General features: G+C 42.2%; 11 protein-coding genes and 1 pseudogene. 6 read left to right on the top strand and 6 right to left on the bottom strand.

Annotated elements, in window-relative coordinates; all coding sequences use genetic code 11:
- The first annotated feature begins 28 nt into the window (after window positions 1–28).
- Window positions 29–1113 (top strand): annotated as a pseudogene (locus A0256_00415) (AI-2E family transporter).
- Here the strand turns inward: A0256_00415 and A0256_00410 are convergent.
- Both A0256_00410 and A0256_00405 read right to left on the bottom strand, forming a co-directional pair.
- Window positions 1105–3807, bottom strand: a complete 2703-nt coding sequence (locus A0256_00410; GenBank protein AMR29985.1) for an ATPase — start codon at window positions 3805–3807, stop codon at window positions 1105–1107. The pseudogene A0256_00415 and the gene A0256_00410 sit on opposite strands and share 9 nt — an antisense overlap.
- Before the next feature lie 48 nt (window positions 3808–3855).
- The gene (locus tag A0256_00405; protein ID AMR29984.1) at window positions 3856–4698 is read right to left on the bottom strand and encodes a hypothetical protein; all 843 of its coding nucleotides are present in this window, start codon (window positions 4696–4698) and stop codon (window positions 3856–3858) included.
- A gap of 213 nt (window positions 4699–4911) precedes the next feature.
- Here A0256_00405 and A0256_00400 point away from each other — a divergent pair, with 213 nt between their 5' ends.
- Entirely contained in the window at window positions 4912–5478 is a 567-nt protein-coding gene (locus A0256_00400) for a hypothetical protein (protein AMR29983.1), read from the top strand.
- A gap of 81 nt (window positions 5479–5559) precedes the next feature.
- Here the strand turns inward: A0256_00400 and A0256_00395 are convergent, their stop codons facing one another.
- Complete coding sequence (locus tag A0256_00395; protein AMR29982.1) at window positions 5560–6414, bottom strand: hypothetical protein; 855 nt, start codon at window positions 6412–6414, stop codon at window positions 5560–5562.
- Complete coding sequence (locus tag A0256_00390) at window positions 6411–7049, bottom strand: hypothetical protein (protein AMR29981.1); 639 nt, start codon at window positions 7047–7049, stop codon at window positions 6411–6413. Before A0256_00390 ends, A0256_00395 begins: the two co-directional genes overlap by 4 nt.
- A gap of 273 nt (window positions 7050–7322) precedes the next feature.
- On the opposite strand from A0256_00390, the gene A0256_00385 reads away from it, so the two are divergent.
- The gene (locus A0256_00385; protein ID AMR29980.1) at window positions 7323–10304 is read left to right on the top strand and encodes a hypothetical protein; all 2982 of its coding nucleotides are present in this window, start codon (window positions 7323–7325) and stop codon (window positions 10302–10304) included.
- 6 nt (window positions 10305–10310) lie between these two features.
- On the opposite strand, the gene A0256_00380 is transcribed toward A0256_00385, so the two are convergent.
- Window positions 10311–11039: a hypothetical protein gene (locus A0256_00380; GenBank protein ID AMR29979.1), complete on the bottom strand. Its 729-nt coding sequence runs from the start codon at window positions 11037–11039 to the stop codon at window positions 10311–10313.
- Window positions 11036–12094 carry a hypothetical protein gene (locus A0256_00375; GenBank protein ID AMR29978.1) on the bottom strand — a complete coding sequence of 353 codons (1059 nt, stop codon included), beginning with the start codon at window positions 12092–12094 and terminating at the stop codon, window positions 11036–11038. Before A0256_00375 ends, A0256_00380 begins: the two co-directional genes overlap by 4 nt.
- A 122-nt stretch (window positions 12095–12216) precedes the next feature.
- On the opposite strand from A0256_00375, the gene A0256_00370 reads away from it, so the two are divergent.
- The 3 genes from A0256_00370 (at window position 12217) to A0256_00360 (ending at window position 14573) form a co-directional block, all read left to right on the top strand.
- The gene (locus A0256_00370) at window positions 12217–12399 is read left to right on the top strand and encodes a hypothetical protein (GenBank protein ID AMR29977.1); all 183 of its coding nucleotides are present in this window, start codon (window positions 12217–12219) and stop codon (window positions 12397–12399) included.
- 94 nt (window positions 12400–12493) lie between these two features.
- Window positions 12494–13645 (top strand): hypothetical protein, encoded by a 1152-nt coding sequence (locus A0256_00365; GenBank protein AMR29976.1) that lies wholly within the window; start codon window positions 12494–12496, stop codon window positions 13643–13645.
- Between the two features lie 94 nt (window positions 13646–13739).
- Entirely contained in the window at window positions 13740–14573 is an 834-nt protein-coding gene (locus A0256_00360) for a hypothetical protein (protein AMR29975.1), read from the top strand.
- Window positions 14574–14579: the final 6 nt, after the last annotated feature.

Raw genomic sequence — 14579 nt, 5'->3', positions numbered from 1 at the left:
GCTCATATAACTACGAGGCTATTTTATTATGAACACAGAAATTAAACGCCTGCCTGTAACTGTAAAACGTGCTATAGAATTAGTGGGGCTTTTTGTTTTAGGTACGATCATTGTCACCGGCAATACAATCATTATGCCCCTTTTAATGGCATTTTTTTTAGCCTTATGCTATTACCGGTTTTTCGGTTTTTTAGGAAGCTAAAATTTCCGGAAGCAATTGCCGTTATGTTGCCGATCCTATTGCTAACCATTGTTTTGGCACTGATCATCTGGCTGTTCTCCAGCCAGGTAGGCGCACTGATAGCTGATTTTCCGCAAATACAGCGGACTGTAACCAAGCATTTTGATAATTTAAGTATCTGGATCAGTAATTCATTTGGCTATTCACCGGCGGAACAGCTCAAATTTATCAACACACAAAGCAAAAAATTATTCAGTTCCCTTGGCGGCTTGTTAAGCGGCGCAGTGGGCTCATTGTCCGGAATCGTAATATTTATTGGTTTATTGCCCATCTATATCTACCTGATCCTGCTTTACAGGAACCTCTTTTTAAAATTCGTGCTGATGTGGTTTAAAAAAGATGAGTATCAAAATGTAGAGGAAGCTGTCCGGCAGACCGAAAAAATGGTTAAAAGCTACCTGGTTGGCTTGCTGATCCAGATTACGTATATCATCGTTTTACTTGCAGGGTCTCTATGGGTATTTGGTATCCAAAACGCTTTACTGATCGGGATTATTTTTGCTTTCCTTAACCTTATTCCATACCTCGGTGCGTTGATCGGCAATATTCTCGGTATCTTATTAACGCTTGCCTCGTCAGAAAGCATTACCGACGTGCTGATCGTATTGGCAGCAATCACTTTTGTACAGTTATTAGATAACAATATCCTGATGCCACGTATCGTTGGGTCGCAGATCAAGATCAATCCACTGGTCTCTATCGTCGGGATCATTGTTGCCGGAACCATGGCCGGTATATCAGGCATGTTCCTGGCTATGCCGGTACTATCTTTATTAAAAATATTGTTTGATCATACCAAACGTTACCAACAATGGGGCGTATTGCTGGGAGATGACCGACCATCAAAAAACCGGCTTGATGTTTTAAAGTGATTTATGCAGCCTATATTTTTGAAAAGCTTTCCAGCACTGAATAACGAATAACGGAAACAAACTGACGGTTATTGCGGTTATCCATAATTTGATTGGAAGTACCGCTAATCCCAACACAAGCCGCATCCCGGGAACAGCAAACACCATTAAAGTCAGTCCGCTACAAATAAATAGCGCGATCCAGACAAATTTGTTCCGGGTGATCTCATTTTTAAAGAAAGCCGACCCCGAAGAAGACATGTTAAATACATGAAACAGCTGCGTGAAGGTGAGTGTAATAAAAGCCACATTGTTACTTACCCGGTCATCCGTGTGCAGTACCTCGCGACAATAAACCACCGCAAGGATTACTGCTGACGTCATGGCTGTTGAATATAGCGCGATGACCAGCCAATTCTCGTTGGTGATAATATTCTTGTTAGGGTCGCGGGGCGGTCGCTGCATCACGGTATCATCGCCGGACCCCAAGCCCAACGCCAACGCGGGGAAGATATCGGTCACCATATTCAGGAATAGGATTTGCAGGGGAAGTAAAGTAGCGGCAGGTGTGACGACGCCTAATAAAGTTACAATAAAGATCTCGCTCAGGTTACAGGATACCAGGTAAACCACAAACTTTTGAATGTTTTGAAAGATCTCTCGGCCATGCGCAACGGCTTCGGCAATTGAAGTAAATGAATCATCCTTTAAAATAATACTGGCAGTTTCCTTGGCTACCTGGGTTCCTCGTATACCCATCGCGATCCCCACATCCGCTTTTTTTAACGCCGGTGCATCGTTGACCCCGTCACCGGTCATGGCAACGATGGAGCCGTCCTGCTGGAACACATCTGCAATTTCCAGCTTTTGCTTGGGTGATGCGCGCGCAAAGACAGCGGTATCCAGGATGCGTTGCCGCCATGCTTTAGTTAACAGACCGCTTTTCGGCAACTCCATACCGGTGATCACGTTTTTGTTATCTTGTTCGATCAGTCCAACTTTTCGGGCAATGTTCAACGCTGTTTGTGGGTGATCGCCCGTGATCATGACCACTTTGATCCCAGCATTACGGCAGTCTAAAATCGCCCCTTTGATATCCATGCGTGGCGGGTCAAGGAATCCGGCCATACCGATATAGATGAGATCAGTCATAAAATCTCGTTGATCCAGCTTTTTTTCCAACCGGTAAGCAAACCCCAATATGCGCAATCCTGAAGCTGCCATTTGCTCTGACTTGAGTAATATCTCTTCTTTCGAATGGCTATCCATCTCCCTGATATGTTCGCCGGATTGTATCCTGCCGCATTTTTCCAGCAAATGTTCCACCGATCCTTTGGCGGCTACAAAATCCTCGTCAGGTGTTCGGTTTAACGTGCCCATCATCATGCTCTCCGAACTAAAGGGTACTTCGCCGATACGTACATACTTTTTCAGGAGTGCTGAAGTGTCTAACCCTGCGGCCATACCAAGCTGGAGCAAGGCCACTTCAACCGGATCCCCCGAAAGTTTTAGTTTGCTTTTATTTGTTTCATTGACATTGACCACGGCATTATTACATAAGATGCCTGTCAATAAGAGTTTATCAAAGTTTTCAGCGCTTGATTTGATCGCCCCGTCCGGAAATTTCAGTTCATGATCTTCTATATGAACTTTCACACTTTCATCGGGAAAAGCGAAAGTGTCCGCTAAAATTTTATTCTCTGTCAAGGTGCCGGTTTTATCCGTTAGGATCACACCCGTACTTCCCAGTGTTTCTACTGCCGAAAGTTTCTTCACGATGGCGTTTCGTCGCGCCATTAATAACATACCATAAGATAAAGCTACCGTGGCCACGATTGGCAAGCCCTCTGGTATGGCAGCCACGGCAAGGGCAATAGAGGTTTCAATGATCGTCAAAAGTGGCTTATCCTGAATAAAACCTGATACCGCGAAGATGGCGGTCATACCTAATGTGATCCAAATTAGTTTACGGCTTAATTTGTTTAACTTCTTATCCAACGGAGTAATGGTATCAGCTGCACTTTCCACCAGGGTAGTGATCGTGCCTAATTCAGTCTGCGCTGCTATGCCGGTGATCACCATCTTTCCGTTTCCGTTGATAACAGAAGTTCCCTTGAAAACCATATTGTGCTGGTCTCCAACAACCGTATCTGCGCTCAACTCCCCGATAGTTTTATCGGAAGGGAGAGATTCTCCCGTTAGGGAAGACTCATCGCATTGCAAACGGTTCACTGCTACCAAACGGCCATCAGCAGGGATAATATCTCCGGCTTCCAGCGGTACAAGATCGCCAGGCACCAATTGTTCGGAAGGGACAGATCTTGTTTTACCATCGCGGATCACTTCAGCCAGAATGACATCCATTTTTTTTAACGCATTCATGGAACTCCTGGCTTGCATTTCCATGAAAAAGCCAATAAAAGCGTTGATCACAATGACGACCAGTATGGCTACAGTCTCTAATACATCTTTAAAATAAAGAGATACAGCTGCGCCAAATACCAGTAAATAAACGATAGGGCTTTTGAACTGAATCACCATGATCCACCAAATACTTTTTTGCTTTTGCACCTTATAAGCATTGAGGCCATAGGTTTTGGAGCGCTTTCCAGCTTCATTTTGGGTGATGCCTTTAACGGCGTCGGATTGAACCTGCGCGATTACTGCTTCGGGCGCTAATGAATAAGGATGGTCTAACGGATATTTCATTAGCATTAGAAAGGGTGTTATTACTAAAGATGAAGAGATTGCAAGGAGGCGTATTTAATTACTTTCATTTTTATTGAAGGTAAGGAGCGGTATTTTGCCATAAAAGGAATATTCCTCCGCATTTGAAGGATAAAACAGTTTTTCAAACATAGACCTTGACTGGTGGGTAAATAAGACTAACAAAGAGGGTTTACTCACTTTAATGGCATCATCTATATCCTCCAGCAACGCGTTGGTAATATCTCTCTGCCTTTTAACAATTGTAACATCGTAGTCTGCTTTTTTCTTTAATGTCGCCTCCATCAATTCTTTATCAAAGGCAAACTCAAAGGGATAAGATATATGCATCAGGTCTACGCTCGCATGGATCGGCCTTGCAAATGCAACTACTTTGGCCAACTCGCTTTCGTAGTCCGTCAGATCAGAGGCATAAAGAACATGCTTTATTTCTTTTAAATGATATGCACTTGGTATGCAGAGCACCGGTATAGGAGAATGAGTAATCAGTTTAGCGGTATGTGTGCCGAATATTTTGGTTAACATGCCTGCCCCGCGGGTCGCGATACAGATATAAGAGCAAGCATGTTTATTTGCGTACTCCATGATGCCATCTACCACATCCATGTTGGAGATCAATACCAACTGATGATGAATTTCGGTTTCATGGATCTCATGATAAATGTCGGCGATAAAGGAAGTTAACTCTGCCATGGTTTTTTCCCTAAAGCTATCTCCATGCTTTTCAAAAGCGCGATCTGTCCAGTTAAAGGGTTTTAAAAGGTGATAGACATAAACTATAATGAGCTCCGCTTTCCGCTGTTTAGCTAGTTTAATGGCAAATCGGATAGCCGCTTTTGAATTGACGGATTGATCGGTGGTAACGAGTATCTTTTCCATAGTAGGTTCTTTCTATTCTAAGTTTCTTGATAGTAACATCTGCCGTAGGCGGACTAAATGCCGATACAAAGATTTCTTAAATTTATGAACCATAGAATGATGGCGGTTATCCTATTTAGTGACGCTGGTCAAAGTTTGATGAATTAGCACAAATTCCTGCTTTTGCTCCATCATTATCACTCTGACCTCAGCTTTAATAATATAGATTTGTGTATGGAAGATAGATTCACGGAACTTGAAATAAACGCCTATAAAAGTAAAGTCGACCTGATCATGGCGGATATCGAGTCATACCGGCAAAACCTTAAAAACAGCCAGGATTATAACTTTGGTAAAGCGGGCCTGGAAGAGTACCAGTTGGATAAACTGGAGCAGGCCTTTAATGACCTCGAGAACTTTTATGATAACGGTAAAAAGGCCTGGTTTAGAATTTATAAGGACATCACCCAAAACTATCGTTTTGGACAAGGACTTAATGGTGTTTGGGTGAATATCGCTTCGCTTTATGATAGTTTCTGGATCGAACTTAACCTGCCGGAGAAGATGTTCGTAACCATGAGCACTTTCAAATTCAGGTTACCTAATTTAAAAAACAAAGTCTACTCTTCATTTGAGGAACAATTAAAGTCCACTTTTGAAGAGACTTTAAAAAAGGTCGATAAAGATTTTGTGCTTGAAATTGACAGCAAGGCAGATACCTACGGCATTAGGGTAAGAAAGATAACGTTGCCGGTCATGTATACCATCGTATGCAGCGCGTCAAATATACGTCACCATTAATCCTAATGCCAGAAAAGAGATCAAGCCGGAGATCACAGACCTGTTATTCAGTTTTCTTGTGGATTTCCTGGAGATCTGATCTTAACCTGTAACCTTCAATTTGCTGACCAGTTCGTGGAAATACTGCGGAGACCAAATTTCCAGGACCTTCGGGTCACGGATAAAACGGCGAATATCAGCGATAACATAGTCCATTTTTACTTTATCAATTTTTTCCTTCAACAATTGCCTGAACTCCGCTTCATCGATCGTATCATTATCCCAATCGCCGCTATCTTTCGCCCGGATTACGAAATGTGCCAGGTTTAGCGGTATACCTTTGCGGATATACCATTCCATATCATACCAGTCGCGGCCTTTTACATTTGTTCCCCATTTACGGAACAGGAGCGCATGCATTTTCCCTGCAAAGAGATTAGGCAGCGTCAAACATTTAACGTAAAAAGAAAAGGGCTTTAATAGTAGCTTTTCTTCGGTTTCAAAGCCTAATGGCGGTTCACGGTCAACTTCGATCTTGATGGTAATATTGGCGACCTGGCCCATGCCGTTCTGCGGTACGATGCCCTCCAGGATCAATTCCTTCCAAACGGTTTCCGATTTCAGGAATGCAGAATCGATACTTGCCTTATTTGTTTTCTGCTTTTCCCGGATGGCTACCTGCATACCCAGAGCATTGAACTCATTTAAAATGGCATCCTGGTATTTGGTTAGGGAAAATTCCGGGTCTATTGCTAACAGCGAAAAATCGAGGTCTTCCGAAAAGCGGTCAAGCCCATAAAATATCCGGAGCGCCGTGCCACCATAGAAAGCGGCCTTTTCAAAAAAGCCGGTACGGGAAAGCCCAGCCAAGGCGATATCCTGCATGATCTCCCGCAGGGCGTCTTTGGCTTCCTGTTGATTGGCCGGTTTGTAATCTTCTAACCATTCCTTGATCATAAGTTCTCCATCATTTTAATGACCATTATTAAACTTTCTTTTTTTGGCGCGGCATCCAGCCAGCCGGACATTATTTTGGTATCCAGCTCTTTCAGCGCTGATTCCTCCATCCGGAGGTCTTGTGTCAGGTAAATGCCCGCCTGTACCGTACTTCTGATCAGTAAACCAGAGGTGCTGATGATCTTATCACAAAGTGCTTTTTCCGGCGAGGCGATCATCGCGTTCTGCTTTTCGCCTAGTTTAACTATTCGCAGTCCGAATGCGTAATACGGTAAAGGTAAATGTGTGTAGGTGAAAATGCCCACGTTGGTAGTAAACTCACGGGAAACTTTGGTAGTCATGGAACTGATCTCGTATACCCGTTCAGGGATCAGTCCATAATAAGATAATGCGGTTTCCAGCGAGATATAACTCGGCCCATAAATGTGATTTGCAAGCAGGCCGCTTTCAGGACGAGAAGCGCGCACTTTAGGACCGGCGATATACAGCCCCTTCTTAATTGAGGAGATCATGCCTTCCGACTTCAATGCGTTAATCTTATCGTTGGGACGCTTGTAATCTTTTAACCAGGACATCAGTAACTGATGTGTGATGGGTTGATTAGAAGAATCCATTAATGATTGCAATATATCCATGATAATCAAATGTAAAACTTTAATACGATAATCGGAATATATCCGATTATCTATTCATAATTTTACAATATACTAAAATTTAAAATATAATATGTTTCTCCAAAAGCAACAAAACATAAGCAATTTTCGTAAAATATAATATAGATAATCGGTTTTTGATAGATTAACTATATCAAAAAATACAAACCTGGATGAAACTTTAAGTATGGGTTAACTGGTTTACCTCCATCTAAATTACCGAAAATTAACTGCATTACAATTCTAAATTTTATTATGGTATATTCATTTGCTCAACAAATACTTTTACGCAGGCCAGTTAAAAGCCCGGCAGATTATTTGGCTGATCCACAAAGTTTTCTTGATGATATTTTTTTCAGGGCGGCGATACGGGTGGCTACCCCTGTATTTTATGCAAACTTAGAAAAACAGCATTTCCTAACAGAAAGCCTATCACCAAAAGAAGCCAATACTTTACAGAAATATATTAATCGCTATTGCTTTAGGCCAACGCCGTTCGGCTTGTTTTCATCCATAAGCCTTGTAGAATGGACGGCTAAAGCCGAAACGCAACGGTCAGTTCCAAAATTTAAGGCTGATATCCGGCCGGCGATGACAGTTCAACATTTGCTGGGAAAGCACCTGCTGGACAACGAACTCAACAAAGACGCGGAGTATGAGGCTAATCCCTCCATCTATCGGATATTGGACGAATACCGATTCTTTCGTACCAGCCCGGATGAAACAGGCAGGCAACGGGATTTCCAATTACAATCAATCGCCTTTTCAAAAGTCCTGAAAGACCTTCTTACCATAAGCGATACAGGCTGCACAAGGCAAAAAATTGTTGAACAAATTATGCGGTCGGCTGAATGTACAACGGCAGAGGCCGAAGATTATGCCGTTTTCCTGATCGATTCGCAATTAATGGTTAACTGCCGGCGACTGCCAATTACCGGAAAGGATCACCTGATAACCTTAACAGCGGCGCTCGATGACGGGCCTGCAAAAACAAGTTTGTTGAACCTTAAAACAGATCAACGCAACGCGGCTATCGATCCATCCGCTATAGCTCTTTTAGAACAAAACATAAACGCCCTGCTTCCAGAAAATGTAAGCACGAATGACAAACTCAGTATTATTTTAACGCAGGATGCAATTGGTGAAGGCCCGGACATAAATTGCCAGGAAAAGATTCGGGATGGTATAGCTGCGCTGGCGTGCTTAACAACAACGTTACAACCCGCAACGATATCGCAATTTATCAAAAGTTTCCAACAGCATTTTGAGGGACAGACACTGCCGCTTTTGCAGGCATTGGACCCGGAAGCCGGTATCGGATATCAGCTCCCGGAAACCGAGAAAAACAATCCGCTACTGGAAACCTTGCATATTCCCTACAGAAGTCAACCAAGGGAAGGCGGAACCTGGTCTGCGGCGCACGGCATACTGATGGAATGCTGGCTGCGAGATAAATCAAATGTTCCCGTGATCAACCTGCTGGACACTGACCTGCATAGGTTGAAAAGTATGGCTGATCCAGAGCAAATGCTGGGTATGTCCGTACTGTTTCGTGTGGCCGAAAATAAAGTGTTTATCGAAAATGCGGGCGGCATCAACGCGCCGGCCTTATTGGGCCGGTTCACGGTGGCTGATAAAAAAATAGCGGGTGCTGCGAGATCAATGGCCCGCTATTTGGAAGACCTGAACCCCGAGGCGATCTTCGCAGAACTTTTGCACCTGGCCGATCCGCATACTGATAATGTCAATCGTAGAGAACATCTCTACCATTATGAAATGCCGATCACCGCAGCATCAACCCTGCCTGAAGCGCAGCAGGTCCGGCTTTCCGATCTGTATTTACGGATAGTCGATCATCAGGTGATCCTGTTTTCTGAAAAGCATCGAAAGATCGTTATACCACGTTTGACCTCAGCTTATAATCATGGACTAAACAAATTGCCGCTGTTCCGCTTTTTAGCCGATCTGTCTTATCAGTATGGCCGGTCAGGTCTTGGACTGGACCTGCGGCAATTGTTCCCGAACCTTCACTTTTACCCGAGAGTAGAATATAAGGACAGCATATTGAGCCTGGCAAACTGGATCATCTCCGAAAACCGGCTAAGCGACTTGCAGCAAAACGATCAAAATCAGGTGACCAATGCTTTCAATAAACTAAAAGACACGATCAGGTTGCCCCGTTACTTCTCGCTTACCGAAGGTGATCAGGAATTGATATTCGACAGTGAAAGCCGGCGGGATATCGAGTTTTTCTGCGCCTGTATCCGGCAGAAAAAAGAGGTGGTTATTAAAGAGTACCTGGTTCAGCCAGCTGTTCAGCAATACAATGCTTACCTATTACCCGACAGGCCACTAGTGTTACCCAAATTAGCTTTTGAGCGGAGATCAACGATTAAAACGCAACGCAAATATGTGCCCGGTTCCGAATGGCTTTATCTGAAAATATATGCACCGAAAATCGGTATTAACCGCCTTTTATTACGGTTAAGGCCGTTACTAAACAGGCGATATGGTGAAGACAGGATCAGGCAATGGTTCTTTATCCGCTATGAAGATCATGCCCCACATATCCGCTTGCGGCTGAAGCTGAATCCGGGCATCTTCAACGATGTTTTGCTGGCTTTTAAAACAAAACTGGAAGACCGAATCCAGCAGCATGTGATCCGGGAATTCCAAATAGACGTTTATAGCCGCGAGCTGGAACGATACGTTGCGGGAGGCATTGAAAACACAGAGGCATTTTTTGGAGCCAGCAGCGAATTGGTACTTAATTATCTAAAGCAAGCGAAAATAAAACCGGTATTAAGCACACACGCTTTCGCACTTTATACAACTCAGGAAATCATTAAACAGTTTATCTCCGACCTGGATGGACAGATGAATTTTACATGGAATAGCTTTCAGCAATTCTTACCTGAATTCAGTGATAAACCCTTTAAAATAGAGCTTGATAAAAAGTACCGCGAACTAAGTTCCGGCATAATGGCTGCTTTTCAACAGGATGATCACACACTTTACAGTGGATCAAAAAAAGCGGCCAGCGCTTTTATCAAGAGTTTACGCAACCTTAAGGGATACATGGGAAATAACACAAATTTAGATTACCTGCGCGGCATCATTCATATGCACCTAAACCGAATATTTACCGACGAGTCACGCAAGCAGGAAATGATCTGTAATTACCTGCTGCATAAATACCTGCTTTCCGTAAAAGGCCGGAATAAACGATCAACCTAAAATGGGTCAACGTTCTGTTTTAACCAGATGATGATCCATCAGATCGAGAAAGCGCTTTTTGTAATAGTCGCCCATGATCAGCGAGTCCCCATTTTCCATCTTTACCTGGCTGCGTTCGATGACCTTCACGTAATTGACGTTAATCAAAAAAGAGCGGTGGATACGGACAAAAAGAGGCTTTGGCAAATAATGCTCGATCTCTTTCATGGTCAGGTAGGTCATGTGCTTACCTTCCGTTGTGTGGATCTGGATATAGTTTACTGCGCCTTCAATATAAAGGACCTCATCAAATTTAACTTTGACCATGCGCCCTTTGATCTCACTTTTGATAGTAAAAAAATCCTCCCGTATAGGGTATACGTGCTTAGCCGGAAGTTTCATTTTCCGTTTGGCATGTTGCGTACATTTGGCAAAGCGGTCATAGGTGATCGGCTTTAATAAATAATCAAATGCCTCTTTTTCAAAAGCCTGTAAGGCATACTCCGGAAAGGCGGTGGTAAAAACTACTGTAGTATATAAGTTTACCATACCCGCCAGATCAAGGCCGGAAAGCAAGCGCATGTCTACATCAATGAATGTGATGTCCGGCGCGTTATCGCTGGTCAGTTCATCGAGTGCAATCAAGGGGTCAAGTGAAGAACCGACCAGTTCCAGTCCCGGCGTTCGTTCAATATAATCGGATAGCAGCGCGATGGCCCCCGCCTCATCATCTATCACATAGCAGCTGATATTCATAGATCAATAGTTAAGTTAACCGTAAATATTTCATCATTCTTACTTGTGTACAAACTATACCTGCCCGGGTAATAGTTGCTCAGTCTCTTTTCAATATTTTTAAGCCCGAGGCCTGTGTTAGGATATAGGTTGGTATCGCGAATCTTATTGCATGTAAGAAAGCGTAAACGTGATTCCTCTAGTTCCAGCGAAATAGATGCCGCCTGCTTTTTATCACCCAGGTCGCCGTGTTTCATGATGTTTTCCACCAGTGTGATCAGCACCAATGGAATAATACTCACTGTTGAAAGCTTTCCCTTTTTTTTCAACCGCAGATAAAACTGATTATTGTAACGCATGCGGCAAAGTTCGATGAGATTCTCCATTTGTTTGACTTCCTTGCTTAATAAAACGGTTCGTGTATCGTCAGCGCTCACCAGCGAATAGCGCATCAGATCAGCTAAGCGCGCAACGCTGTTACCCGCATCCGCAGATTCTTTATAAACTTTGTTATAAATAAAGTTTAATGAATTGAATAACAGATGCGGACTGATCTGATTCTGCAGATAGGCATTTTCAACCGACATAAATTTATTTTCTAGTTCTAAGGTGCTAGCAGTGTTTTTCAACTGTTCCTTTTCCATCTGATGATTGCGTTCTTTGAAGCGAACCATGTAACGCATAGACCAATAAGCGATACTGAACCCGATAAAATATATACCTCTCCATACATTGATTAGTACATACTTCTCATCTTCTTTCAGTTGCATCAGAAGGGATTCAGTTGAGGATGATACCACATAATCTAAAATAAATTTAAAAAAGAGGTAACCAAAGAGTTCCAATAAAGTAAGGGATATTGATATTAAATACGGCTTGGCCGTTTTGAAAAATGCAAAATCAAGAACAACATTCGCGTTAAAATAGAAAAGACCAATATTTAAAATATAAAATATAAGGACATGAAAGACACTTGCTGTCACCCCAGCAGCGAATTTTACATATATAACTTCGTAGGTTATAAATAATATCCAAACGAGTATATGTCTTATAACGATAGACTTTTTTTTAAACATTATACTTTAAGAATGTCAAATAAATATCATTCACATCTTTCTACATATAGCAAATCAGTCTCAGCGTAACAAAGTTCCTTATGTTTTTATACCGAAATATTTTTGAGCAAAAATCATTAGTTATGAAAACACCGAAATCAAAAAAGTTGAATAAAAATATCGCCACTATTTGTGATTTTGATTCAACTAACTCAAAAAACTACTATGGAGAAACTGATCCACCCACTGGCACAGATCCCACAAACACTACAATAACAGTACTTACAACTGTTACGCATTTAACTGCACAAAAGTTAACCGCGTAGAAATATCTACTAACGAATTTTCGAAAAAATCGCGCAACTAATGCCGAAATCAGCGATTTATTATTAACTATTTGTTAACCAAGTTGTTTGCGTTTTGCTTAGATCCGAAATCATCGAACTTGAAAAATCAGTTGCTGCTATCCTTACCGAAAGTAGTATAACCGATGAAACCAGTTATCAAAAACTAATAACTGGACAGGTTGCTTATATCAAAATTTTATGCGCTGACCTAAAGAAAAAGTGGACACATGAATTATTAAGCAGCGCGAAAGAACAGGTCATCAAACGATATGTGCAGTATCATCAGGCCGGTATCATCCAGCTTTCCGATATGGTGAGCAGGCATGTGCAAGCCTCATTACTTTCTGAAGATTTAAGAACTGCTCTGACGGATGCTTACGGTCAGGTTAATGCAGCAATGGAAAACGTGCTGGAGTTTCTCCGTAGCCAGTTTTATCAATATTTTGATGTTGATCACAAGGCTACTGTTTATCACTGTCAGCTTTTAGCTGTGGATATAAAGACATTTCAATCAGACCTGCAGAGCAACTATAATAAAGCTACCGATAAATCATTGGTTGAAGTTGTGGAAGTGTCTGTTGATGAGGTGATAGCAGAAGGATCATTTTCTGGTATCTCTTACCGTCAAATTGAACAAGCGCTGAATCTGACACGGATGACGCACCAATTGTTGCTATTCGGCGCTGCTACAACTACAGAAAGACTCACCCGTGCGCTATACCAGCAAAACTTCAATTCCTTTCATTTCTATAATTGGTTCCAGGAACATGTCTTAACTAAGATCGAACAGTTTGGTCAGCAAGAAAAGCAAACTTATGTTGATGGACTGATCAGGGAGCTTTCAGGCATCTTTGTCAGTCCTGAAAAAGCATTACAACCAGAACTACCTTCAACTGATATATTTATTTTACCCTGGCTTCAGGAGCAGACAGGTAACAAAGCAAAAAGAACTAAACCTACAACCGTAAAATTCCCGCTTAATTTATCGGTTCCTCAATTTGCTTTATTCATAAGGATATTTTCCAAGACGGGTTGCTTCCCGGTGGAGAATGTAGCGATGATCACCCGCTTCTTTACGGAACATTTTACCACAAAGAAGCAGCAGCATATCTCTCATAAAAGCTTTGGACGCGCATTCTATAGCCTTGACCAGTCTGCCGCTGCTGTTGTTCGCGACTTCCTGCAAAAGATGCTCAATTACTTAAATAAAAATTATTTTCCTTAATAGACGACTATGAAAAAATAATACGCATCAGGCTTTGTTTGCAACACCCGTTTCGGCTAACAGGTGGCAAAGCTCATAACCAAATACGAATACGATGATAACTAAATTTAGTGACCGGCTTTATGCAGACCTGAATAGAGACCTTAACGAATTGGTACTGGAAGAAGATCATTTGATCAAAAGACTGGAAAGGTCTATTCATGTTTGCCTGAAGTATCTCCGAAAATTAAAAGACTATTGTAAATTGAACGACCCGGGTACGTCCGCTGAGGAGATTTTGTTTTTCAAGCAAATCAAACCCAAATTCAAATCACAGCTGATCTTTTTCCAGTCGTTGCTCAATATTGAGATCAGGAAACCGATCGGCGACAGTAAAGTGGTAACAGATTACTTTGCGAACGAGATCAAGATACTTCACCATTTTTTTGAAAGTAATCTATCGTTCTACCAGTATGTACGAACACAAGCAACCTACCTGGATGAGTATTACTTTGTACGTGGGAATTATGATGTCCATCTTGACCCGGATCAATGCGTGATCGACTTTGACCCGACCTTTAGTACTACTCATGACCATAAGCTGGCGCAAGTCTTGGCCAGTGAACTTTTACAGGAATTTTTGGAGCAATCTATTCAAAAAGTCAATCAAAAAGATGTGATCATGCAAATAGATTCAGAATTCCGGGACTTTGACTGGAAACAGACCAAGTGCGCGCTTATCGAACTGATCTATAGCTGGCATGCCACAGAGGCGTTCGGTAAAAAGAACCTGAAAAGCATAGTGAAGTTTATTGAAAGATCATTCAACATATCCCTAGGCAATTTCTATGATACTTATGATTGGTTATGCGGGCGTCCAAGTCCAACGGTTTATATTGATGAAATGAAGGAAGCCCTTATGTTACGGATACAAAAAAAGTTGAAATGATCCGGG

Origin of the sequence: Mucilaginibacter sp. PAMC 26640, assembly GCA_001596135.1 — a bacterium.
Lineage (GTDB): Bacteria > Bacteroidota > Bacteroidia > Sphingobacteriales > Sphingobacteriaceae > Mucilaginibacter.
Note: the sequence above shows the minus strand (reverse complement) of the source record. Positions and strands in the feature narration are given on the sequence as shown.

Bases quoted from the DNA above. Each gene is read 5' to 3' on its own strand.
- A0256_00410 (AMR29985.1), bottom strand. From the start codon at position 3,807: ATGCTAATGAAATATCCGTTAGACCATCCTTATTCATTAGCGCCCGAA.
- A0256_00405 (AMR29984.1), bottom strand. From the start codon at position 4,698: ATGGAAAAGATACTCGTTACCACCGATCAATCCGTCAATTCAAAAGCG.
- A0256_00400 (AMR29983.1), top strand. From the start codon at position 4,912: ATGGAAGATAGATTCACGGAACTTGAAATAAACGCCTATAAAAGTAAA.
- A0256_00395 (AMR29982.1), bottom strand. From the start codon at position 6,414: ATGATCAAGGAATGGTTAGAAGATTACAAACCGGCCAATCAACAGGAA.
- A0256_00390 (AMR29981.1), bottom strand. From the start codon at position 7,049: ATGGATATATTGCAATCATTAATGGATTCTTCTAATCAACCCATCACA.
- A0256_00385 (AMR29980.1), top strand. From the start codon at position 7,323: ATGGTATATTCATTTGCTCAACAAATACTTTTACGCAGGCCAGTTAAA.
- A0256_00380 (AMR29979.1), bottom strand. From the start codon at position 11,039: ATGAATATCAGCTGCTATGTGATAGATGATGAGGCGGGGGCCATCGCG.
- A0256_00375 (AMR29978.1), bottom strand. From the start codon at position 12,094: ATGTTTAAAAAAAAGTCTATCGTTATAAGACATATACTCGTTTGGATA.
- A0256_00370 (AMR29977.1), top strand. From the start codon at position 12,217: ATGAAAACACCGAAATCAAAAAAGTTGAATAAAAATATCGCCACTATT.
- A0256_00360 (AMR29975.1), top strand. From the start codon at position 13,740: ATGATAACTAAATTTAGTGACCGGCTTTATGCAGACCTGAATAGAGAC.